The sequence below is a fragment of the Serratia marcescens genome (assembly GCF_006715005.1).
GTDB classification, from domain to species: Bacteria; Pseudomonadota; Gammaproteobacteria; order Enterobacterales; family Enterobacteriaceae; genus Serratia; species Serratia montpellierensis.
The window spans coordinates 1,688,498-1,709,652 of record NZ_VFMJ01000001.1 but is presented as its reverse complement, the minus strand read 5'-3'; the positions used below and the strand labels follow the sequence as shown (position 1 = coordinate 1,709,652).

General features: G+C 61.2%; 22 protein-coding genes. 7 read left to right on the top strand and 15 right to left on the bottom strand.

Going from position 1 to position 21,155, the window contains the following annotated elements; all coding sequences use genetic code 11:
- Positions 1 to 90: 90 nt before the first annotated feature.
- Positions 91 to 1,725, bottom strand: a complete 1,635-nt coding sequence (locus tag FHU12_RS08165) for a peptide ABC transporter substrate-binding protein (RefSeq protein ID WP_185742287.1) — start codon at positions 1,723 to 1,725, stop codon at positions 91 to 93.
- Between the two features lie 158 nt (positions 1,726 to 1,883).
- On the bottom strand, positions 1,884 to 2,234 hold the full coding sequence (locus FHU12_RS08160; RefSeq protein ID WP_025302994.1) for a hypothetical protein: 351 nt from the start codon (positions 2,232 to 2,234) through the stop codon (positions 1,884 to 1,886).
- A 206-nt stretch (positions 2,235 to 2,440) separates the two neighbouring features.
- Here FHU12_RS08160 and mpaA point away from each other — a divergent pair, with 206 nt between their 5' ends.
- Positions 2,441 to 3,148: a murein tripeptide amidase MpaA gene (mpaA, locus tag FHU12_RS08155; RefSeq protein WP_141968552.1), complete on the top strand. Its 708-nt coding sequence runs from the start codon at positions 2,441 to 2,443 to the stop codon at positions 3,146 to 3,148.
- A gap of 3 nt (positions 3,149 to 3,151) precedes the next feature.
- On the opposite strand, the gene ycjG is transcribed toward mpaA, so the two are convergent.
- Positions 3,152 to 4,126, bottom strand: coding sequence for an L-Ala-D/L-Glu epimerase (gene ycjG, locus FHU12_RS08150; RefSeq protein WP_043143636.1), 975 nt, complete (start codon positions 4,124 to 4,126; stop codon positions 3,152 to 3,154).
- A 225-nt stretch (positions 4,127 to 4,351) separates the two neighbouring features.
- Between ycjG and tpx the strand changes: the two genes are divergently transcribed.
- Entirely contained in the window at positions 4,352 to 4,855 is a 504-nt protein-coding gene (tpx, locus tag FHU12_RS08145; RefSeq protein ID WP_004930536.1) for a thiol peroxidase, read from the top strand.
- Positions 4,856 to 4,912: 57 nt separating this feature from the next.
- On the opposite strand, the gene tyrR is transcribed toward tpx, so the two are convergent.
- The 7 genes from tyrR to pspA all read right to left on the bottom strand — a co-directional run bounded on the left by tyrR (position 4,913) and on the right by pspA (position 10,913).
- On the bottom strand, positions 4,913 to 6,484 hold the full coding sequence (gene tyrR, locus FHU12_RS08140; protein ID WP_049277117.1) for a transcriptional regulator TyrR: 1,572 nt from the start codon (positions 6,482 to 6,484) through the stop codon (positions 4,913 to 4,915).
- Between the two features lie 314 nt (positions 6,485 to 6,798).
- Entirely contained in the window at positions 6,799 to 7,860 is a 1,062-nt protein-coding gene (locus FHU12_RS08135; protein ID WP_004930545.1) for a YcjF family protein, read from the bottom strand.
- Positions 7,857 to 9,254, bottom strand: coding sequence for a YcjX family GTP-binding protein (locus FHU12_RS08130; RefSeq protein WP_141968550.1), 1,398 nt, complete (start codon positions 9,252 to 9,254; stop codon positions 7,857 to 7,859). Before FHU12_RS08130 ends, FHU12_RS08135 begins: the two co-directional genes overlap by 4 nt.
- Positions 9,235 to 9,501 carry a phage shock protein PspD gene (gene pspD, locus FHU12_RS08125; protein ID WP_025302999.1) on the bottom strand — a complete coding sequence of 89 codons (267 nt, stop codon included), beginning with the start codon at positions 9,499 to 9,501 and terminating at the stop codon, positions 9,235 to 9,237. The genes FHU12_RS08130 and pspD overlap by 20 nt, the downstream gene beginning before the upstream one ends.
- 96 nt (positions 9,502 to 9,597) lie before the next feature.
- A complete protein-coding gene (pspC, locus tag FHU12_RS08120; RefSeq protein WP_004930552.1) occupies positions 9,598 to 9,957 on the bottom strand; it encodes an envelope stress response membrane protein PspC in 360 nt (119 codons plus the stop codon).
- Positions 9,957 to 10,184, bottom strand: coding sequence for an envelope stress response membrane protein PspB (gene pspB / locus FHU12_RS08115; protein WP_004930553.1), 228 nt, complete (start codon positions 10,182 to 10,184; stop codon positions 9,957 to 9,959). Before pspB ends, pspC begins: the two co-directional genes overlap by 1 nt.
- Positions 10,185 to 10,247: 63 nt before the next feature.
- The gene (gene pspA / locus FHU12_RS08110; RefSeq protein WP_141968548.1) at positions 10,248 to 10,913 is read right to left on the bottom strand and encodes a phage shock protein PspA; all 666 of its coding nucleotides are present in this window, start codon (positions 10,911 to 10,913) and stop codon (positions 10,248 to 10,250) included.
- 184 nt (positions 10,914 to 11,097) lie between these two features.
- Between pspA and pspF the strand changes: the two genes are divergently transcribed.
- Positions 11,098 to 12,105, top strand: a complete 1,008-nt coding sequence (gene pspF, locus FHU12_RS08105; RefSeq protein ID WP_141968546.1) for a phage shock protein operon transcriptional activator — start codon at positions 11,098 to 11,100, stop codon at positions 12,103 to 12,105.
- 155 nt (positions 12,106 to 12,260) lie between these two features.
- On the opposite strand, the gene FHU12_RS08100 is transcribed toward pspF, so the two are convergent.
- The 5 genes from FHU12_RS08100 to folE2 form a co-directional block, all read right to left on the bottom strand.
- Positions 12,261 to 12,419 carry a hypothetical protein gene (locus tag FHU12_RS08100; RefSeq protein ID WP_197834414.1) on the bottom strand — a complete coding sequence of 53 codons (159 nt, stop codon included), beginning with the start codon at positions 12,417 to 12,419 and terminating at the stop codon, positions 12,261 to 12,263.
- Positions 12,420 to 12,449: 30 nt separating this feature from the next.
- Complete coding sequence (locus FHU12_RS08095) at positions 12,450 to 13,415, bottom strand: SDR family NAD(P)-dependent oxidoreductase (RefSeq protein ID WP_260440775.1); 966 nt, start codon at positions 13,413 to 13,415, stop codon at positions 12,450 to 12,452.
- Between the two features lie 379 nt (positions 13,416 to 13,794).
- Complete coding sequence (gene zigA / locus FHU12_RS08090; protein WP_141968544.1) at positions 13,795 to 14,982, bottom strand: zinc metallochaperone GTPase ZigA; 1,188 nt, start codon at positions 14,980 to 14,982, stop codon at positions 13,795 to 13,797.
- A 10-nt stretch (positions 14,983 to 14,992) separates the two neighbouring features.
- A complete protein-coding gene (locus tag FHU12_RS08085; RefSeq protein WP_025303003.1) occupies positions 14,993 to 15,553 on the bottom strand; it encodes an LbetaH domain-containing protein in 561 nt (186 codons plus the stop codon).
- Positions 15,543 to 16,469 (bottom strand): GTP cyclohydrolase FolE2, encoded by a 927-nt coding sequence (folE2, locus tag FHU12_RS08080; RefSeq protein ID WP_141968542.1) that lies wholly within the window; start codon positions 16,467 to 16,469, stop codon positions 15,543 to 15,545. The genes FHU12_RS08085 and folE2 overlap by 11 nt, the downstream gene beginning before the upstream one ends.
- A gap of 204 nt (positions 16,470 to 16,673) precedes the next feature.
- Between folE2 and sapA the strand changes: the two genes are divergently transcribed.
- Genes sapA through sapD form a run of 4 tightly spaced genes read left to right on the top strand, consistent with a single transcriptional unit; the run spans position 16,674 to position 21,154 of the window.
- Positions 16,674 to 18,323, top strand: a complete 1,650-nt coding sequence (gene sapA, locus FHU12_RS08075) for an ABC transporter substrate-binding protein SapA (RefSeq protein WP_141968540.1) — start codon at positions 16,674 to 16,676, stop codon at positions 18,321 to 18,323.
- A complete protein-coding gene (sapB, locus tag FHU12_RS08070; RefSeq protein ID WP_004930575.1) occupies positions 18,320 to 19,285 on the top strand; it encodes a putrescine export ABC transporter permease SapB in 966 nt (321 codons plus the stop codon). Before sapA ends, sapB begins: the two co-directional genes overlap by 4 nt.
- Positions 19,272 to 20,162, top strand: a complete 891-nt coding sequence (sapC, locus tag FHU12_RS08065; protein WP_004930580.1) for a putrescine export ABC transporter permease SapC — start codon at positions 19,272 to 19,274, stop codon at positions 20,160 to 20,162. The genes sapB and sapC overlap by 14 nt, the downstream gene beginning before the upstream one ends.
- A complete protein-coding gene (sapD, locus tag FHU12_RS08060) occupies positions 20,162 to 21,154 on the top strand; it encodes a putrescine export ABC transporter ATP-binding protein SapD (RefSeq protein WP_019452674.1) in 993 nt (330 codons plus the stop codon). Before sapC ends, sapD begins: the two co-directional genes overlap by 1 nt.
- Position 21,155 lies beyond the last annotated feature (1 nt).

Below are 21,155 nucleotides of genomic sequence, written 5' to 3'. Positions count from 1 at the left end.
TGTCGCGTGAAAAAATTAATTACCCTCGTCGTTTTTCCATCGATAAAATAAAGCCCCCGCATTATAGGCGGGGGCGGTGCATAAATCGACTCAGTGTTTGATGATATACATCGTCTGGCTGTAGGCCACGTCTTCCGGATTGGTGATCGGGTAGCCTTTTACCCACGGTTTAATCAGGCGGCCGTTGGTGTATTGGTAGATCGGCGCGATCGGCGCCTGATCGGCAATGATTTGCTCCATCTTGTTATAATCGGCGGTCACCGCCGCCGGATTGGTTTCCCGCCCTGCCTGCGCCAGCAGCCTGTCGTAGTCCGCGCTCTTGAACTTGGCGATGTTGCCGCTGTGGGTCGAGGTCAGCAGCGACAGGAAGGTCGACGCCTCGTTATAGTCACCCACCCAGGAGGCGCGGATCACGTCGAAATTACCGGTATTGCGGCTGTCGATATAGGTTTTCCACTCCTGGTTTTGCAGCTTGACGTCAATGCCGAGCTTTTTCTTCCACATTGAGGCCACGGCAATGGCGATCTTCTGGTGGCTTTCCGAAGTGTTATACAACAGCGTCAGCTTCAGCGGGTTATTCGGGCCGTAACCGGCCGCCTGCAGCAACGCCTTGGCCTGCGCGTCCAGCTCCGCCTGCGATTGCTGTTGCAGCAAACTCGCCTCCGGTTTGAACCCGGCAGTCACGTCCGGCGTGAAGTGATAGGCCGGTTTTTCGCCGGTGCCCAGCACTTTTTCCGCGATAATCTTGCGATCGATGGCGTAGGACAAGGCCTGGCGCACCCGCACGTCGTTGGTCGGTGCGCGCTGGGTGTTGAACGCGTAGTAATAGGTGCCGAGCTGATCCGGCGTGTACACCTGCCCCGGAATATCTTTCAGCAGCTTCTGATACATGTTTTTCGGGAAGGATTCGGTGATGTCGATATCGCCCGCCAGGTAACGCTTGGTGGCGTTGGATTCCTGATTGATCGGCACGAAGGTCACTTTGGTCAGCACGGTTTGCGCATGATCCCAGTAATGATCGTTAGGCGTCAGCACCAGCTTCTCGTTCACCACCCGCTCCTGCAGTTTGAACGCGCCGTTGCCCACCAGATTGCCGACCTTGGTCCAGTCGTTGCCGTATTTTTCCACCACCGCCTTATTCACCGGGAACAGGCTGAAGTTAGCCGTCAGGCTGACGAAGTACGGCACCGGCTTGTCCAGCTGCACTTTAAGCGTATAGTCGTCCGGCGCCGACACGCCCAAGCGATCGGCCGGCAGTTTGCCGCTGATGATCTGCTCGGCGTTCTGGATCCCCGCTAACTGCGCGAACCAGGCGAACGGCGACAGGTTTTTCGGCTCGACCAGCCGCTGCCAGCTGTAGACGAAATCCTTTGCCGTGACAGGGTCACCATTTGACCACCGCGCATCTTTGCGCAGATGGAAAATATAAGTCTGATTGTCGCTGGTCTGCCAGCGCGTGGCGACGCCGGGGATCACTTTCCCGTTGGCATCCTGATTGACCAGCCCTTCGAACAGATCGCGCGCCAGCTGCGCCTCCGGCAAGCCTACCGCTTTAATCGGATCGAGCGAGGCCGGTTCGTCTTTAATGTGGCGCACGATCTCCTGTTTGGCCGCCAGCGCGGTGCCCGGGGGAACCTGCGCCGCCATGGCGCTGCTCATACAGGCGCCGATCGCCGCCGCGCAAAGCGCCAAACGAAAACCCCGTTGCATTTTTCTTCCTGTCATTATGATTTGCCCCCGTTAACCATCTGAATTTTTTATCATATAGCACAAGATCCGTCCGGCCTAGCGCTCACGGCCGAGAAGTTGCAAAAAGTGCGATTCAGGCAATAAAAAACCCGTGCGGCGCAGGGCGGCACGGGCGGTGTTTGCAGCGGCGACCGTCAGTCGTACAGGTGGATGCTGTTGATGCGGTAGCTGAACTCTTCGCCCTCTTCTTCATCGAACACGGTGAAAAAGCCTTTCTCAGCCAGCGGACGGGCCGAAATATCGGTTTTTTGCAGCTGACGCGCGTCGGCGTCGTCATAGCCGTAGTCGAGGTAGAAGACATCTTTTTGGTAATCGATATGCAGGGTGAACGGATAGTTCGATTCGTCCCCGCGCCCGTCGTCATTTTTCACCACGCCGAACCATTCCCCCTGACGGATCTGGTTTTCAGCATCCACGCCGCACAGCAGCGTGATGGTGTCATTTTCATTTTCGCTATAGCTGGCGATGATTCTGGCTACTGGCATGTTAAATCCTCTTGCGGGTGATTGGCTTAGCTCTGCCGTTAGTATAACAACAGCGTCAGGCCAGGTGCGGTTTAATTGGCGTTTTCACCGCCGCGGCGTCACAGATTGCGCAAACGTCGCACAATTGCGATGGGAAAGATGCCTCAAAGCGTAATACACTGAATAAAATGACAATGACTCTCGACCTTTAATCCAGGGACAACACCATGACCGAACATCGACCACGCAGTGAACGTGGCCAGTTGGCCATCGCAGGAGAAAACTACGGCAGCTCGCTGCTGGGCGCGCCGCTGCTCTATTTCCCGGCAGCGGTCAGCGGCCCGGAGACCGGGCTTATCATCGCCGGCACCCACGGCGATGAGAGCGCCGCCATCGTGACCCTGTCCTGCGCGCTGCGCAGCATCGCCCCCGAGCAGTTGCGTCATCACGTGGTGCTGGCGGTCAACCCCGACGGCTGTCAGCTGGGGCTGCGCGCCAATGCCAACGGCGTCGATCTGAATCGCAACTTCCCGGCCGCCAACTGGCGCTCCGGCGATACCGTCTACCGCTGGAACAGCGCGGCGCCGGTGCGCGACGTCAAGCTCTCCACCGGTGGGCGCCCCGGTTCCGAACCGGAAACCCAGGCGCTGTGTCATCTGATCCATCGTCTGAAGCCGCACTGGGTGGTGTCGTTCCACGAACCGCTGGCCTGCATCGAAGATCCCGCCAGCTCGCGGCTCGGCGTTTGGCTGTCGCACAAGTTCGAACTGCCGCTGGTGACCAGCGTCGGCTATGAAACGCCCGGTTCGTTCGGCAGCTGGTGCGCAGATCTGTCGCTGCCGTGCATCACCGCCGAATTCCCGCCGATCTCCGCCGATGCCGCCAGCGAGCGCTACATCGACGCGATGACCGAGCTGCTGACCTACCCGAATTAATCCCTACGGGGCGATATCGACGATCGCCCCGCATTCGAACGCCAGACCCGGTTCGACGTCCCGCGCCAGCCAGGTCGGGCCGTCCAGATCGACGAAGCGCGCCGCCGGCGCCAGCGGCAAGGCAGCGGATATCGCCCGCGATGTGCACAACATGCAGCCGAGCATGATGGCGAACCCTTGTTCGCGCGCGGCCTGCGCCAGCGCCAGCGCCTCGGTCAAGCCGCCGGTTTTGTCCAGTTTGATGTTGACCATCTGATAGCGTTGCGCCAGCCGCGGCAGATCGGCGCGGGTGTGGCAGCTCTCATCGGCGCAGATCGGCAGCGGATGAATAAAGTGTTCCAGCGCGGCGTCATCACCGGCCGGCAGCGGCTGCTCCAGCATCGCCACGCCGAGATCGGCCAGCAGCTGGCAGCGCGCCGCCAGCCCTTCCGCCTGCCAGGACTCATTGGCGTCGACGATCAGCGTCGCCTGCGGTACCGCGGCGCGGATCGCTACCAATCGTTCGCTGATATAGTGATCGTCGAGTTTGATCTTCAACAGCGTGGCGCCCTGCTGCTCCAGTTCACGCGCGGCGAAGGCCATCGCTTCCGGCGTGCCAATGCTGACGGTCTGCGCCATACGGATATGCGCCGGGGCCGTCACGCCGCTGCGCTGCCACAGGCTCTGCCCGTGCAGGCGGCACTCCAGATCCCACAGCGCCGAATCCAGCGCGTTGCGGGCGGCGCCCGCTGGCATCTGCACCAGCAGCTGTTCGCGGGTCATGCCTTGTGCGATCGCCGGCGCCATCTCTGCCAGCTGTGCCATCACCGATTCCTCGCTCTCGCCGTAACGCGGGTACGGCGTACATTCACCGGTGCCGCGCACGCCCTGCTGTTCGATTTCGACCACCACCACCCGGGCTTCGGTGCGGCTGCCGCGCGCAATCACGAAGGCGGTATGCAGCGGCCAGGCTTCCGGGTAAAAACGCATGTCTCTCATAACGGCTCCTGAGCGAAAACTGCGCATTCAGCCAGGCTGATGCGCCGGTGATGTTTTATAGAACAGCCTAATATATACAACTATTTAGCAAACTTTGATATCCAATCCGCCCCGGTTGTCATAAACTGGCGCCAGGGTGTGAACCTGATGTTAACTGCCGTTGCCGACGCGCCGTTTCATCAGGTTCATACCCTTTGTATAAACACCTGTAAAAGGAATCTAGCAATGACTCAGACAGTACATTTTCAAGGCAATCCGGTCAGCGTAGCAGGCAAACTGCCACAGCAGGGCGAACAGGCCAAGGCCTTCTCGCTGGTTGCCAAAGACCTGTCAGACGTGGCGCTGAGCAGCTTCGCGGGTAAACGCAAAGTCCTGAACATCTTCCCAAGCATCGATACCGGCGTCTGCGCGACGTCGGTGCGTAAATTCAACCAGCTGGCCAGCGGCCTGGATAACACCGTGGTGCTGTGCATCTCCGCCGATCTGCCGTTCGCGCAGTCTCGCTTCTGCGGCGCGGAAGGCCTGAGCAACGTGGTTACCCTGTCCACCCTGCGCGGCGCCGAGTTCAAGCAGGCGTACGGCGTCGAAATCGCCGAAGGCCCGTTGGCAGGCCTGACCGCGCGTGCGGTCGTGGTGCTGGATGGCCAGGACAACGTGCTGTACAGCGAGCTGGTGAACGAAATCACCACCGAGCCTGACTACGACGCGGCGCTGGCTGCGCTGAAATAACAAAGCCGGCGAACGCCGGCTTTGGAAACCCGTTAAAGGCGCCGCAAGGCGCCTTTCTTATTCCTCGCCCTCGGCGCCGCCTTTACGGCTGCTCAGGCCATACTCGCGCAGCTTGTTGGCGATGGCGGTATGGGAAACGCCCAGGCGCTTCGCCAGCTTGCGGGTGCTGGGATAGGTGCGATACAGGCGCGTCAGCACCGAGCGCTCGAAACGCTTGCTGATGTCGTCCAGCGAGCCGTCCAGCACCTCGTCGCCCAGCGACATCTCCACCTCGAACTCCGGCAACACGATATCCTGCGGCCGCAACTCGTAGCCTTCGGTTTGCGTCAGCGCGCGGTAGATGGCGTTTTTCAGCTGGCGCACGTTGCCCGGCCAGCCGTACTTGCTGAGGAAACTGCCCAGATCGCTCGCCAGCTTGGGCCGCGCTACGCCCTGTTCATCGGCGAAGCGCGCCACGAACAGCTCGGTCAGCGGCATGATGTCCTGCGGACGTTCGCGCAGCGGCGGGATGGAGATGGTCAGTACGTTGAGGCGATAATAGAGATCTTCGCGGAATTCGCCGCGCTGCACCAGCTCGGTAAGGTTTTTCTGGGTGGCGCAGATCACGCGCACGTCGACGTGCACCTCATGCTCTTCGCCAACACGGCGGAACGTGCCGTCGTTGAGGAAACGCAGCAGCTTGGTCTGCATACGCGGCGACATTTCGCCGATCTCATCCAGCAGCACCGAACCGCCGTTGGCCTGCTCGAAGAAGCCCTTCTTGCCTTCCAGCGCGTTGGGATAAGCGCCCGGCGCATGGCCGAACAGTTCGCTCTCCACCACGTCATCCGGCAGCGCGGCGCAGTTCAGCGCCAGGAACGGCTGTTTGCCGCGCGGGCTGCGCAAATGGCAGGCGCGGGCCAGAATATCCTTGCCGGTGCCGGTATCGCCGACGATCAGCAGCGGCGCATCGAGCATCGCCAGCTTGCGCGCCTGCTCCAGCACGTGACGCATCTTGGCGCTCACCGCCACGATGTGGTCGAATTCGGTATCGTCGTTCACCGATAGATTTTGCAACTGGCGGCCCATGCGCGCGGTGGACTTCAGCATCACCACCGCGCCGACCGCGGCCGCCTGCTGCTGTTCGTCTTCCAGATAGATAGGCGTGATGTCCATCAGGAAGTCCTGGCTGCGGATCACCACCCGCTCGGAGTGCGGCGCCGTATGCTCGCTCTCCAGCCAGCGGCTGAAGTTATAGCCGCCGATCAGCGCTCCGGCAGTCTGGTTGCGGATCTTGTCTTCGTTCAGGCTGAACAGCGCCTGCGCCGCCGGGTTGGCCAGCTCGACCTTGCCCTTCATGTCGATAGAGAACACCGGTTCCGGCATCGATTCCAGCAGCGCACGCAGCGCGCGATGCTCGCGTTCGGAAGGCATAAAGCTGACGGTGCGCACGTCGGTCACGCCGGCGATGCGGCGGATCTCCGCCATCAGCGCGCGGAAAGTATCGAAATCCAGCTGGGAGAAATTGAGGTAAATGCGGCCGATGGGATCGATCTCGATGCCACGTAAGTCAATGCTGCGCGATACCAAAAGATCGAGTAATTCTCGAGTGAGACCGAGGCGGTCTTCGCAAAATACTTCCAAACGCATCAGTGTTGGCCTTATCTCTGCAGGTGCGGGGATCGTTGACGATGATGATACTCCCTCGCACCGGGCGGTAGAAGCGATCTGTCAGCAAAAGTTGACAGAACTCTGATTTATTGCCGTGGTTGCTGATTTTAAACGCAAGCGGATAACAGCATCGGCGTCATTTTAGCCTACAAACAGAGAGTTATCACAACCAGAATTAATTTTGCAGAGATTTATCACGCACTCACAGGGGGATCGACTGTCGTCAAGTCTCGATTACGTCCGGCGTCGGTGCCGTTGAGAAAACGGCGCTCCTGAGAGCGCCTTCGTGGGGGTTATTTGGCCTTGCCGTCGCTCTTTTTCAGCGTGTCTTTCAACTGGCCGATCAGCTGGCTGCGGAAATCGCCAAGCTTCGGCTTTTCCCCCTCCAGCCACGGCAGCGGGCGGCACAGTTCCATCGCCTTGATGCCCAGCCGCGCGGTCAATAACCCGGCGCCGATGCCCTGCGCCGCACGCGCCGACAGCCGCGCCGCCAAATCCTGCGACATCCAGTCCATGCCCACTTCACGCACCAGTTCAGAGGCGCCGGCGAAGGCGATGTTCAACAGCACCAGACGGAACAGACGAATGCGGCTGAAGTACCCCAATTCGATGCCGTACAGCGCCGCGATGCGGTTAATCAAACGGATGTTGCGCCAGGCGATAAACGCCATGTCCACCAGCGCCAACGGACTGACGGCAATCATCAGCGTCGATTCGGCGGCGGAGCGGCTGATTTCGCGCCGCGCCTGGTTGTCGAGCACTGGCTGCACCAGCTTGGCGTACAGCTCCACCACTTCACGGTCATTTTGGGTTTCATGCAGCGAGGCCTGCCAGCGCTGCAACGCCGGATGCCCCTGATCCAGCCCGGCCTGACGCGCCAGCTTCTCGCAGAATTCGCGCCCTTGCCCCAGCCCGTGGCTGTGCAGCAGCTCGCGCGCCACGTCGCGCTCTTCCGCGCGCTGGCGCAGACGATACAAACGCCGCCATTCGGTGACCACCGAACCGACGCCGGCGAACACGATCAGGCCGCCGGCCACGCCGCCGCCCATGGCGATCCAGTCCTGCTGCACCCAGGCGGTATGCACCCACTGCACGCCCTGCGCCACCACGCTGACGCCGAACAGCGCCAGCCCGGCGGTGACCATTTTGCGCCACAGGCTGCGTTTAGGTTTCAGCGCGGCATTAATGATGCCTTCGGCGCGCCCTTCTTCCTCTTCCTGCTGCAGCTCCGGCGCCGCCGGAAAGAAGCTTTCTGCCTGTTCGGCATCGAAAGCGACGCCGGCGCGCAACGCCGGCTCCTGCGGCGGCTGCAGCGGCTCGTCAAAATCGATACGCGGTTTGATCGGCTCGCTCATCGCAATTTGTCTCCCAATAAAAACTCCATCACCGCATCCAGGCGGATGTGCGGCAACGGGCTGTCCACGCTCATGGCGCGCGGACGAAACTCATCGAAGTGGAACCCCTGGTTCTGCCAGAACGCAGGCCCCGGCAGGCGGGCGGGCACTTCGCCGGGGAACACCGTCAGCGGCGCGCCGTCGCTCAGGCGGTTGCCCTTCAATGCCGGAATGCGTTGCCCCTGGTGATCGACGATGCCGCTCTCGGTCGCCTGCACCGAGGCCAGGCCAACGCAATCCATGCTGATGCCCTCGAACGCCGCGTTCTGCCACGCCTCTTGCACCAGCTGCTGCAGCAATGACACCAGATTGGCGTGCTGATCGGCGGTGATATGGTCCGCCTTGGTGGCGGCGAACATCAGTTTGTCGATGGTCGGCGAGAACAAGCGGCGAAACAGCGTGCGTTTGCCGTAATGGAAGCTCTGCATCAGTTGGGTCAGCGCCAGACGCATGTCGTTGAACGCCTGCGGGCCGCTGTTGAGCGGCTGCAGGCAGTCGACCAGCACGATTTGCCGATCGAAACGGACAAAATGCTCTTTGTAGAAGTTTTTGACGATCGACTGGCAGTAGTAGTTGAAGCGAGCGCGCAACATGCCGATGTTGGTGTGTTTGTCGGCCTGCGCCAGCTTCGATTCGCCGATCGCGGCCACGTCGGGCCAGGGGAAAAATTGCAGCGCCGGCGCGCCGGCCATGTCGCCCGGCAGCACGAAACGCCCCGGCTGAATGAAGTGCAGCCCTTCGCTTTTGCAGCGCAACAGATAATCGGTGTAGGCCTGGGCGATCGCTGCCAGCCGGTTTTCGTCGGCCGGTGCCAGCGGATCGCACGCCTTGCACAGCTCAAGCCAGGGCTTGGCCCATTCGGCGCGTTCGCCCTGCAGCAGCCCGGCCATCTGGCGCGACCAGGCCAGGTAATCCTGTTCGAGCATCGGCAGATCCAGCAACCATTCGCCCGGATAATCGACGATCTCCAGGTACAGCGTGGAGGTGTCTTTGAAGTGCCGCAGCAGCGAGTCGTTGGAGCGGTAACGCAGCGCCAGCCGGATTTCGCTGACGCCGCGCGTCGGCGTCGGCCAGGCCGGCGGCGTGCCGTACAGCTGCGCCAGCCCTTCGTCATAGGTGAAACGCTGGATGCCGAGATCGCGTTGCGGGATGCGTTTGACGCCCAGCAGGCGCTCTTCGCGCACCGGTGAAAACAGCGGCATGCGCGCGCCGCTGTGCACATGCAGCAGTTGATTGACAAAGGCGGTGATAAAAGCGGTTTTGCCGCTGCGGCTCAGGCCGGTCACCGCCAGGCGCAGATGGCGATCCATTCCGCGGTTGACCAGCGAGGTTAACTCATTTTGCAGTCGTTTCATTGCTCTCCTTGACGTAACGCCCGAATGCCTTGTTCAGGCCTTTACGGAACAGCGGTTCCAGCACCAGCGCCAGCACGACGCGCACCGGTTTGCGGCCAACGGTTTTCAGCAGCCAGCCGGCGGCGCCCGCCGGGCCATAGTTCAATAACGCTATGATGATGACTTTAGCCAATGTCTTCAACATTGCCGCCGCTCCTCGTTTAAATCCACCCGTTCTGGCGGTGTTTGCAACATCGATTTTATTCATGACAATGCCCTCCGGCACAAGAGATTAAGGTTACATTCAACGGGATAACGGCGGCGAAGATGCCCGGCCTGCGCAGGCCGGGTATCGCAAGAAGGGTTACAGCTTGCGGAAACGGCTCTGTACGCCGAAGGTATCGGACGTCACGTAGCGCTCGACCTGACGCAGCTGCTGCTCGCCGCTGCCCAACTCATACTCCAGCTGATCGAGCAGCTGGCGCGGCGTCTTCTGATGCTCGCCTTCGAAACGGCTGGCCGGCGCTTCATCCAACACGAACACCAGCGCGATATAGGCCACCAGCGTGAAGAAGAACAGCCCGAAGAACAGCGACAGCACCACCATCACGCGGATCAGTCGCACCGGTACGTCGAAATAGTGCGCCAAACCGGCGCAGACGCCTTTCACCATGCCTTCTTCGGGAACGCGATAAAGCTTTTTACTGCCCAGCGTCGTGCTCATCAGGACTGTCTCCAGTTCGGGTGTTCCGCATCGAGGATCTCTTCCAGCGCCTGAATGCGTTCACGCATGCGTTTGGCGTCTTCCGCCAGCTGCGCCAGGCGCTGCATTTCTTGCTGACTCAGCTGGATGCCGGTCTGCTGCCGATTGCTGTAATGCAGCCAAAGCCAAATCGGCGCGACAAACAGCACGAAAATTGTCAGCGGAATGGCAAGTAATAAAGCACTCATTGTTATTCCTTCTTATCGGGTCCTGGATAGGCGGCCACCTCCGGCGTGTGGCCGCGGTTCGCCTTACTCTGAGCGGTTCATTTTAGCTTTCAGCGCCGCCAGTTGCTCACTGATGGCGTCGTCGGCTTTCAGCTCGGCAAACTCTTGGTTCAGCGACTTCTTTTTACCGATGCTGATGCTTTCCGCTTCGGCTTCCATGTGGTCGATGCGGCGCTCGAACTGTTCGAAACGCGCCATCGCCTCATCCAGCTTGCCGCTGTCGAGCTGGCGGCGCACTTCGCGCGAAGAAGACGCGGCCTGATGACGCAGCGCCAGCGCCTGCTGCCGCGCGCGGGTTTCGGTCAGCTTGTTTTCCAGCTCACCGATTTCGCTCTTCATGCGCGCCAGCGTTTCTTCTACGGTCGCCACTTCCTGCGTCAGCGTGACGATCAGATCGGCCACCTTTTGTTTTTCGATCAGCGCCGCACGGGCCAAGTCTTCTTTATCTTTGCGCAGCGCCAGTTCGGCTTTTTCCTGCCAGTCACTGACCTGGTTTTCACCCTGCTCGATGCGACGCAGCAACTGCTTTTTCTCCGCCAGCGCGCGCGCCGACGTAGAACGGACCTCAACCAGCGTGTCTTCCATCTCTTGGATCATCAACCGCACCAGCTTCTGCGGATCTTCCGCCTTGTCCAGCAGGGTGTTGATGTTGGCGTTCACGATGTCGGCAAAACGAGAAAAAATACCCATAATTCACTTCCTCTTGGTTCTGATGGCGTCTGAAGCGCCGCGTTAAGTCTTACAGCTTGCCCAAAGATATAATCAAAACCCGTGCCAACTTTTATTTCATTGAAAAATAACAACTCTTTATTTTTGACTCTCTACGCGCTTGCTGTAGAGTGATTATTTTCACCAAACATTGGCGAATTTCATCATGAACGAACAGCCAGAGAATTTGTTGGGCGAGGCAAACGCCTTTGTCGAAGTCTTGGAGCAAGTCTCCCAGGTTGCCAAGCTGAACAAGCCGGTGCTGGTGATCGGCGAGCGCGGCACCGGCAAGGAGCTGATCGCCCACCGCCTGCACTACCTCTCCAACCGCTGGCAAGGGCCGTTCATCTCGCTTAACTGCGCGGCGCTGAATGAAAACCTGCTGGACTCCGAGCTGTTTGGCCACGAGGCCGGCGCGTTTACCGGTGCGCAGAAACGCCATCTGGGGCGCTTCGAGCGCGCCGACGGCGGCACGCTGTTCCTCGATGAGCTGGCGACCGCACCGATGCTGGTGCAGGAGAAATTGCTGCGGGTGATCGAATACGGTCAGTTGGAGCGCGTGGGCGGCAGCCAGCCGCTGCGGGTGGATGTGCGCCTGGTGTGCGCCACCAACGACAATCTGCCGGCGCTGGCGGCGGCGGGCAAGTTCCGCGCCGATCTGCTGGATCGGCTGGCGTTCGACGTGGTGCAGCTGCCGCCGCTGCGCCAACGCCAGCCCGATATCATGCTGCTGGCCGAGCATTTCGCCATCCAAATGTGCCGCGAGCTGGGGCTGCCGCTGTTTCCCGGCTTTACCGAGCATGCCAGGCGAACGTTGCTCGAGTATGGCTGGCCGGGCAACGTGCGCGAACTGAAAAACGTGGTGGAGCGCTCGGTTTATCGCCACGGGGACAGCGACAGCCCGCTGGACGACATCGTCATCAACCCGTTTGCGCCGCGTGAGGCGGCGCCGGTTGCGTCCGCCCCTGAAGACGCCGGTGCGTTACCGGCGCTGCCGCTGGATTTGAAACACTGGCAGCTCGAGCAGGAGAAAGTCTTGATCGAAGCGGCGCTGCAGCAGGGGCGCTTCAATCAGCGCAAGGCGGCGCAGCTGCTGGGGCTCACCTATCACCAGCTGCGCGGTATGCTGAAAAAGCATGCGCTGCTGCAAAGCGGCGAGCAAGATGAGGATTAGCAACGCAGGGATTGGATGCCGGTCTTTCCCGGCCGTCAGCTATTAACCCCAGATTGAGGGATGTGGCCTGAGAACGGCCGCCTGGAGATGTCGGCCTTTCCCGACGGTCACTTCTATCTGCGGATAGCCCGCCGATGAATCACCTTTATGCAAGATCACAGCGGTATTTTTCCTGCCCGGTAAATGACGCCGAGCGACAACGCGAGCCCTCCCTTGATCGTCGCCTTCCTTGAACTCAAACTGCCGAAACACAGCCCCAGTATGAAAAACATGCTGGATATCGCCAGGTTTTTTTCTTTCATCATCGACATCATGGGCGCCCCCTTATCCGATTAGCGGCCTGGTCAGGCAAAGGCATCAATACCGGTCAGCGATGCCGAAAGCGCCCACAGACGCTGCGCCTGTTCCGGGTCGATCGCGTATTCCTTCACGCCGACCAGCGCCTGACTGTCGTGGGCGGCGATGCCGGCAATATCGCCATCCTCACAGTAGAGGCCCCCCAATCCCTGCAACTGCGGTGAGGTGGCGGCCCACACCTGTGTAGCAGCCCCTTGTTGAGGCGTTTTGAGGGCATCGGGATCGGCCGGATTGCCGTCTTCGTCCATCCAGCCCAGGGCTATCATCTCTGCTCTCGATATGTGCCGCTGCAGCGGCGTGGCGATGCTGCCCGGATGCAGGCTAAATGCGCGGATCCCCCGCGAGCGGCCCAGAAGATCCAACCGGACGGCGAACAGGGCATTCGCCGTCTTCGACTGACCGTACGCCAGCCACTTGTCGTAACCGCGTTCGAACTGCACATCCTCCCAGCGGATCGCCGAATGGTGATGCCCGGCAGAGGAGACGGTGACCACCCGCCCGCCATCGGCAATGCTCGGCCACAGCAAATTGGTCAGCGCATAATGGCCGAGATGGTTGGTGGCGAACTGCCCTTCCCAACCGTGCCCCACCCGCGCCTCTGGGCATGCCATCACCCCGGCGTTGTTGATGACGATATCCGCCCGTAGACTCGATGCGGTAAAGTCTGCGGCGAAACGACGCACGCTGTTCAAATCGGCGAGATCGAGTTCGGCGATCTCGACGCCGGCGCTCTGCCCTAACACCGCTTTGGCTGCCGCCGGTGCCCGGCAAGCGACGATGACCCGTGCGCCGGCGTCGGCCAGCGCCAGCGTCGTCTCCAGACCGAGGCCTGAATGGCCACCGGTGACGATGGCCAACGTGCCTGACAGATCCTGGCCCGCGAGCACCTCGCCGGCGGTCGTTTTGGGCCCGAATCCTGACTTGATGGGGGTTTGTTGGGTAATCACAGGCATTCTCCTCACGGTTAACAGTGGCCGGCCAAACGCAGCCGGCGCGTCGATGAGAAGGAGTATGAAATTCCGTCACGGGACTGTGAATGCATGAAACTCCGAACTTCTGTCGAGATCGTCCAGGTTACGCGGCAAAAAAAGAAGAGAGTGGATCATGGCGGCTAGCCGGACGAGGTTTCCGGTCTGAGACAGACAAAAAAAAAGCCAGCACCCGAGCTGGCTTAAAAAACACTGGAAGCAATGTGAGCAATGTCGTGCCTTCCACATCAGAGCCGCAAACTGTGGCCTTCCGTGAACTGCCAGGCGATGATAATAGTTATCAGTATCGTCTGTAAAGCACTTTGTTGAGAATTTTTCTCATTACCACACGAAGATTGCGCAATTACCACTCAGGGAACGGGTCTGCCATGTCCAGCCAATAGTCCACGCCGGCGGCCATTTCATCGTCGCTCAGCAGGCAGTCGTCCAGCAGACGCGTGATCGCCGCCTGCTGCAAATGCTGGCCGATAAACACCAGCTCCTGGCGCATGTCGCCGAACGGCTCCACCCATTTCTCCTGAATATGCGCCCGCGTTTCGGGATCCTGCGGCCAGTTGTCTTGCGGGATGGCGCGCCAAAAGGTGCCCGCGAGGCCGTAGTGGGCGATGCCCCCTGCCTGGCTCCACTGCCCGGCCTGCCGCGGCCGCGTTGCCAACCAGAAAAAGCCCTTCGACCGCAGCAGTTTGCCGCCGCCCCAGTCGCCGTTGATCACGCGGTAAAACTTGTCCGGCGCAAACGGCCGCCGCGCCTGATAGACGAAGCTGCTGATGCCGTAGTTTTCCGTTTCCGGCACGTGTTCGCCGCGCAGCTCTTTCAGCCAGCCGGGCGCCTGCTGCGCCTTTTCAAAGCTGAAGCTGCCGGTATTCAGCACCGCCTCCAGCGGCAGTTTGCCCGGCGCGATCGGCACAATGCGGGCGTCGGGGTTCAGGCTGCCCAGCAGCGCCATCACTTCGCCCTGCTGGGTTGGCGTCAACAGATCGGTCTTGCTGACCAGGATCACGTCGCAGAATTCAATTTGCTCAATCAGCAGATCCGCCACGCTGCGCAGATCGTCCTCGCCCAGGCTTTGACCGGCCTCCTGCAGGCTTTGTGCCTGCTGGTACTGCTGGATGAAATTCACCCCGTCGACCACCGTCACCAGGGTATCCAGCCGGGCGAACTGCGACAGGCTTTCCCCTTCTTCATCTTCGAAGGTAAAGGTTTCCGCCACCGGCAGCGGCTCGGAGATGCCGCTCGATTCGATCAGCAGATAATCGAAACGCCCGTCCTGAGCCAGCTCGCGCACCGACACCAGCAGATCTTCGCGTAGCGTGCAGCAGATGCAGCCGTTGCTCATCTCCACCAGCTTCTCCTGCTGGCGATCGAGGTGCACTTCATTCTCCACCAGCGCGGCGTCGATGTTCACCTCGCTCATGTCATTGACAATCACCGCCACGCGCATGCCTTGCCGGTTGTTCAGAATGTGGTTCAGCACCGTGGTCTTGCCGGCACCGAGAAAGCCGGAAAGCACGGTCACGGGAAGTTGTTTCATGGGAGCCTCATTAAAATTCATTGCGTAATGCCTGATAACCGCGCACCAGTTCGACGTTGGTGGCGGCCACTTCTTCCGAAAACTGCAGCGCGCCGCGATCGACCTGGCGATAGCGCGACAGGTCGCTGTCCGGCCCCACGCGCTCGGTCGAGGGGATATAGCGGTTTTCCGGCAGCGTCACGCCGTCCACCACCGCGTTGTAACGCACCACGCAGCCGGACTGGATGTGGCAGTTGAACAGCACGCTGTTGAAACCGATAAACACCCGATCGTCGATGCGACATGGGCCGTGGACGATGGCGCGGTGGGCGATCGAGCTGTAACGGCCGATAGTCACCGCCGCCCCGCTCTTGGAGTGGATCACCACGCCGTCCTGAATATTGGAGTGCGAGCCGATGACGATCGGCTCCATGTCGCCGGCGGCGTTTAACTCGTCGGCGCGGATCACCGCATATGGACCGACGTAGACGAAATCTTCGACGATCACCCGGCCGCAAATAATGGCGGTGGGATCGATGTAGGCCAGCGGCGAGACCTGCGGCAGATGCCCGCTCGGATTTTTACGCAGCATGATTCTCTCCCCGCCAGCTCAGCTCCGCCACCGCATTGTGGGCATGCAGGCTCTCCTGATGCTCGACGCGCAGCGAGAAAGCGCGGTAATCGCACTGGCTGCCCAGCATGCGATACAGACGCCGTGCCGCATCTTCGCAAAACATCAGGTTCTGACCGTTGGCCAGCGCGAAGGCCTGCTCGTCACGGCGTTTCACCAGCGTTTGTACCGGCGTGCCCAGCGCGTGTTCGATGCGGTCGATCAATTTGACCGGTTCGAACGCCCGTTCATTCTCGGGCGTCACGGTGATCCAGGCCCAGCTACGCTGGCTGTGGGGGGTGGCCGGCATCCCCTGTTCCAGCAACCACTCGCTCACCTGCCGTTGGCTGACCCGCTCCGCCGCCTGTTCGAAATCAAACTGGAACTGTTGTTGCGCCAGTTGGCGGCTGAGCGCCGCAGAACTCGGGCAGGTAGAGGAATAAGGTACGCCGACGGTCAGCGCCAGCGTCAGCGTGTCCGTCAGGGTGGCCTCGATGCGCAGCGGGTAAGCCTTCCAGCCGCGCTGCGGCGACAGCAACGCCGCGCGCGACAGCAGCAGCTCGCCGCTGAGCGTCAGGCTGGCGCGATCGCTGTGTTCCGGCTGTGAATCCAGAAAGGCTTGCAGCGTTCGGCCGATGCGCTGCGGCGTCAGCTCGCCCTGCGTCAATTCGTCCAGCGCCAGATACAGGCGCGACATGTGAATACCGCGTTCGCCCGCCGCTTCGGCGCGCAGGTTGATGCCGGCGTCGACTTTGGCCATCAGTGGCTTGCCGGCCAGTTCCAGCGGCAGTGCGATCCCTTGCATCCCGACCCAATCGAGCCCGACATCACTCATTTCGCCGCGCCATGCCTGAGCATCCGGCAGCGAACGGCGTGGTGGAAGTGCAACTTCGTTCATACATCCCCTTGCGTTATTGTGACTTTGCCGGGGAACGGTAACATGATTTTGTTATGTTATAACATATCAAATAAAATTTTTTTCACGCCGTTGAGCGGCCTGATTAATCAAGTCGCAGAAAACTCAGCGATTTTGCTCAATGGATTGGGCTGCTGGTCAGAGTGCGATACACTAACGCTATTGCTGATTAACCCATGAGCCTCTATGCGTGGTTTACCCCTTTGGATAGTGTCGTTGTGCCTCACGGGCTCTGCCCTGGCCGCGACAACACCGCCCGCACCCACCGCGGCGCCGCTGCCGGACATTCGCCAGAGCGGCTTTGTCTATTGCGTCAGCGGCATACTGAATACCTTTAACCCGCAAATGGCCAGCAGCGGCCTGACGGTGGATACCCTGGCCGCCCAGCTCTACGATCGCCTGCTGGACGTCGACCCGTACACCTACCGGCTGATCCCCGAGCTGGCGCAAAGCTGGGAAGTGCTGGACAACGGCGCCACCTACCGCTTCCATCTGCGCAAGGACGTGCCGTTCCAGACCACCGCCTGGTTCACGCCAACCCGCAAGATGAACGCCGACGACGTGGTGTTCAGCTTCGCGCGCGTATTTGACCAAAAGCACCCTTATCATGACGTCAACGGCGGCGAATACCCCTATTTCGACAGCCTGCAGTTCGGCGATTCGGTGCAGAGCGTGAGAAAGCTCGACGACTACACGGTGGAGATCCGCCTGCAGTCGCCGGACGCCTCGTTCCTGTGGCACCTGGCGACCCACTACGCGCCGGTGCTGTCCGCCGAATACGCCGACACGCTGACGCGCGAAGGCCATCAGGAGCTGATCGACCGCGAGCCGGTCGGCAGCGGCCCGTTCCTGCTCAATGAATACCGCTCGGGGCAATATATTCGCCTGGCGCGCAACGCCGCCTACTGGAAAGGCCTGCCGCGCATGCCGCAGGTGGTGATCGATCTGGGCGCCGGCGGCACCGGTCGCCTCTCCAAGCTGTTGACCGGCGAGTGCGACGTCCTGGCCTACCCGGCGGCCAGCCAGCTGTCTATCCTGCGCGACGATCCGCGCCTGCGCCTGACGCTGCGCCCGGGGATGAACATCGCCTACCTGGCGTTCAACACCCGCAAACCGCCGCTCGACAACCTCAACGTGCGCCAGGCGATCTCGCTGGCGATCAACAACCAGCGGTTGATGCAGTCGATCTATTACGGCACGGCGGAAACCGCCGCTTCGATCCTGCCGCGCGCCTCCTGGGCCTATGACAACGACGCGCACGTCACCGAGTACGATCCGGCCAAATCGCGCGAAATGCTGCGGCAGGCCGGCGTCGGCCAGCTGAACCTGAAGCTGTGGGTACCGACCGCCTCGCAATCTTACAACCCGAGCCCGCTGAAGACCGCCGAGCTGATCCAGGCCGATCTCGGCCAGGTGGGCATCAACGTCACCATCGTGCCGGTAGAGGGCCGCTTCCAGGAGGCGCGCCTGATGGAAATGAACCACGACCTGACCCTGACCGGCTGGGCCACCGACAGCAACGACCCGGACAGCTTCTTCCGACCGCTGCTGAGCTGCGCGGCAATCCGTTCGCAAACCAACTATGCTCACTGGTGTGACCCGGGCTTCGACGAGGTGCTGCAGAACGCGCTGTTGTCGCAGCAGCTGTCTCAGCGCATCGACAACTACCGCAAGGCGCAGAAAATCCTCGAGCAGCAACTGCCGGTGCTGCCGCTGGCCTCTTCTTTGCGTCTGCAGGCCTACCGCTACGACATCAAGGGATTGGTGCTGAGCCCGTTCGGCAACGCCTCGTTCGCCGGGGTGTACCGTGAATCCGCGCCGGAGGTGAACAAGTGATTATCTTTACCCTGCGCCGCATTCTGCTGCTGCTGATCACGCTGTTCTTCCTGACGCTGGTCAGCTTCAGCCTGAGCTATTTCACGCCGCGCGCGCCGCTGAACGGCGCCGCCCTGTTGGATGCCTATCAGTTCTACTTTGTCAGCCTGCTCCATTGGGACTTCGGCGTCTCCAGCATCAACGGCCAGGCGATCAGCGAACAGCTGCGCGAAGTGTTCCCGGCCACCATGGAGCTATGCCTGCTGGCGTTCGCCCTGGCGCTGTTTATCGGCATTCCGCTGGGCATCATCGCCGGCGTGCTGCGCGGCAAGTGGCAGGACACCGCCATCAGCACCTTCGCACTGCTGGGCTTCTCAATGCCGGTGTTCTGGCTGGCGCTGCTGCTGATGCTGTTCTTCTCGCTGCACCTGGGCTGGCTGCCGGTTTCCGGCCGTTTCGACCTGCTGTATCAGGTGAAGCCGATCACCGGTTTCGCACTGATCGACGCCTGGCTGTCGGACTCGCCGTACCGCGCCGAGATGATCGGCAGCGCCCTGCGCCACATGATCCTGCCGATCGCCGCGCTGGCGGTGGCGCCCACCACCGAAGTGGTGCGCCTGATGCGCATCAGCACCGACGATGTGCTGAGCCAAAACTACATCAAGGCCGCCGCCACCCGCGGCCTGTCGCGCTTCACCATCATTCGCCGCCACGTGTTGCACAATGCGCTGCCGCCAATCGTGCCCAAGCTGGGGCTGCAGTTCTCCACCATGCTCACGCTGGCGATGATCACCGAAGTGGTGTTCAGCTGGCCGGGCCTCGGCCGGTGGCTGATCAACGCCATTCGCCAGCAGGACTATGCGGCGATCTCCGCAGGCGTCATGGTGGTTGGCACGCTGGTGATCACCATTAACGTCCTGGCCGACATTCTGGGTGCGGCAACCAACCCGCTGAAACATAAGGAATGGTATGCCCTTCGATAACGTATACCGCGAGAAAAAGATGCCGAGTCCGCTGCGCTACACCTGGCGGATTTTCTACGGCGACGCGCTGGCGATGATCGGTTTTTACGGGGTGATCGCCCTGCTGCTGCTGTCGCTGTTCGGCAGCCTGCTGGCGCCCTACGCGCTGGATCAACAGTTCCTCGGCTATCAGCTGCTGCCGCCGTCCTGGTCACGCTACGGCAACGTGTCGTTCTTTCTCGGCACCGACGATCTCGGGCGCGACATCCTCAGCCGTCTGTTGACCGGCACCGCCGCCACCTTTGGCTCGGCGCTGGCGGTGACGCTGGCCGCGGCGTTCTGCGGGGTGATCCTCGGCGTGTTCGCCGGCGTCACCCACGGGCTGCGCTCGGCGGTGCTCAACCACATTCTCGATACCCTGCTGTCGATTCCCTCGCTGCTGCTGGCGATCGTGGTGGTGGCGTTTATCGGCCCCAAACTTGAACACGCCATGCTGGCGGTATGGCTCGCCTTGCTGCCGCGCATGGTGCGCACCATCTACAGCGCGGTGCACGACGAGCTGGAAAAAGAATACGTGGTGGCGGCGCGGCTCGACGGCGCTTCCACGCTGCAGATCCTGTGGTACGCAGTGATGCCGAACATTGCGGCGGTGCTGGTGACCGAGTTCACCCGCGCGCTGTCGATGGCCATTTTGGATATCGCCGCGCTCGGCTTCCTCGATCTCGGCGCGCAGCTGCCTTCGCCGGAATGGGGAGCGATGCTCGGCGATTCGCTCGAGCTGGTGTACGTCGCGCCCTGGACGGTGATGCTGCCCGGCGCGGCCATCCTCGTCAGCGTGCTGCTGGTTAACCTGTTAGGCGACGGTATGCGCCGCGCAATCAATGCCGGGGTGGAATAATGCCGTTACTCGATATCCGCAATCTGACGATTGAATTTATGACCGCCGAAGGGCCGGTCAAGGCGGTCGATCGCGTCAGCATGACGCTGACCGAGGGCGAGGTGCGCGGCCTGGTGGGTGAATCGGGCTCAGGCAAGAGCCTGATCGCCAAAGCCATCTGCGGGGTAACCAAAGACAACTGGCGCGTCACCGCCGATCGTTTTCGCTTCGACGACATCGATCTGCTACAGCTGAGTCCGCGCGAGCGGCGCAGGCTGGTGGGCCACAACGTTTCGATGATCTTCCAGGAGCCTCAGTCCTGTCTGGATCCTTCCGAAAGCATCGGCCGCCAGCTGGCGCAGGCCATCCCGGGCTGGACCTACAAGGGCCGCTGGTGGCAGCGCTTCAACTGGCGCAAACGCCGCGCCATCGAACTGCTGCACCGCGTCGGCATCAAGGATCACGACGACATCATGGGCAGCTTCCCGTACGAGCTGACCGAGGGCGAGTGCCAGAAGGTGATGATCGCCATCGCGCTGGCCAACCAGCCGCGCCTGCTGATCGCCGATGAGCCGACCAACGCCATGGAGCCGACCACCCAGGCGCAGATTTTCCGCCTGTTGGCGCGTCTCAATCAGAACAACAACACCACCATTCTGCTGATCAGTCACGACCTGCAGATGATGAGCAAGTGGGCCGACCGGGTGAACGTCTTGTACTGCGGGCAAACGGTGGAAAGCGCCCAGTGCGAAGAGTTGCTGGCGGCGCCGCACCATCCTTACACCCAGGCGTTGATCCGCGCCATGCCGGACTTCGGCCGCTCGCTGCCGCACAAGAGCCGGTTGAACACGCTGCCGGGCGCCATTCCTTCGCTGGAACACCTGCCGATCGGCTGCCGTCTGGGGCCGCGCTGCCCTTACGCGCAGAAGAAGTGCATCGAAACGCCGCGCCTGCGTCCGGTCAAAAACCACTTCTTCGCCTGCCACTTCCCACTGAACATGGAGGAGCAATAAC

Coding starts and splice junctions, on each gene's coding strand:
- FHU12_RS08165 (WP_185742287.1), bottom strand. CDS start 1,725: ATGACAGGAAGAAAAATGCAACGGGGTTTTCGTTTGGCGCTTTGCGCG.
- FHU12_RS08160 (WP_025302994.1), bottom strand. CDS start 2,234: ATGCCAGTAGCCAGAATCATCGCCAGCTATAGCGAAAATGAAAATGAC.
- mpaA (WP_141968552.1), top strand. CDS start 2,441: ATGACCGAACATCGACCACGCAGTGAACGTGGCCAGTTGGCCATCGCA.
- ycjG (WP_043143636.1), bottom strand. CDS start 4,126: ATGAGAGACATGCGTTTTTACCCGGAAGCCTGGCCGCTGCATACCGCC.
- tpx (WP_004930536.1), top strand. CDS start 4,352: ATGACTCAGACAGTACATTTTCAAGGCAATCCGGTCAGCGTAGCAGGC.
- tyrR (WP_049277117.1), bottom strand. CDS start 6,484: ATGCGTTTGGAAGTATTTTGCGAAGACCGCCTCGGTCTCACTCGAGAA.
- FHU12_RS08135 (WP_004930545.1), bottom strand. CDS start 7,860: ATGAGCGAGCCGATCAAACCGCGTATCGATTTTGACGAGCCGCTGCAG.
- FHU12_RS08130 (WP_141968550.1), bottom strand. CDS start 9,254: ATGAAACGACTGCAAAATGAGTTAACCTCGCTGGTCAACCGCGGAATG.
- pspD (WP_025302999.1), bottom strand. CDS start 9,501: ATGAATAAAATCGATGTTGCAAACACCGCCAGAACGGGTGGATTTAAA.
- pspC (WP_004930552.1), bottom strand. CDS start 9,957: ATGAGCACGACGCTGGGCAGTAAAAAGCTTTATCGCGTTCCCGAAGAA.
- pspB (WP_004930553.1), bottom strand. CDS start 10,184: ATGAGTGCTTTATTACTTGCCATTCCGCTGACAATTTTCGTGCTGTTT.
- pspA (WP_141968548.1), bottom strand. CDS start 10,913: ATGGGTATTTTTTCTCGTTTTGCCGACATCGTGAACGCCAACATCAAC.
- pspF (WP_141968546.1), top strand. CDS start 11,098: ATGAACGAACAGCCAGAGAATTTGTTGGGCGAGGCAAACGCCTTTGTC.
- FHU12_RS08100 (WP_197834414.1), bottom strand. CDS start 12,419: ATGATGTCGATGATGAAAGAAAAAAACCTGGCGATATCCAGCATGTTT.
- FHU12_RS08095 (WP_260440775.1), bottom strand. CDS start 13,415: ATGCCTGTGATTACCCAACAAACCCCCATCAAGTCAGGATTCGGGCCC.
- zigA (WP_141968544.1), bottom strand. CDS start 14,982: ATGAAACAACTTCCCGTGACCGTGCTTTCCGGCTTTCTCGGTGCCGGC.
- FHU12_RS08085 (WP_025303003.1), bottom strand. CDS start 15,553: ATGCTGCGTAAAAATCCGAGCGGGCATCTGCCGCAGGTCTCGCCGCTG.
- folE2 (WP_141968542.1), bottom strand. CDS start 16,469: ATGAACGAAGTTGCACTTCCACCACGCCGTTCGCTGCCGGATGCTCAG.
- sapA (WP_141968540.1), top strand. CDS start 16,674: ATGCGTGGTTTACCCCTTTGGATAGTGTCGTTGTGCCTCACGGGCTCT.
- sapC (WP_004930580.1), top strand. CDS start 19,272: ATGCCCTTCGATAACGTATACCGCGAGAAAAAGATGCCGAGTCCGCTG.
- sapD (WP_019452674.1), top strand. CDS start 20,162: ATGCCGTTACTCGATATCCGCAATCTGACGATTGAATTTATGACCGCC.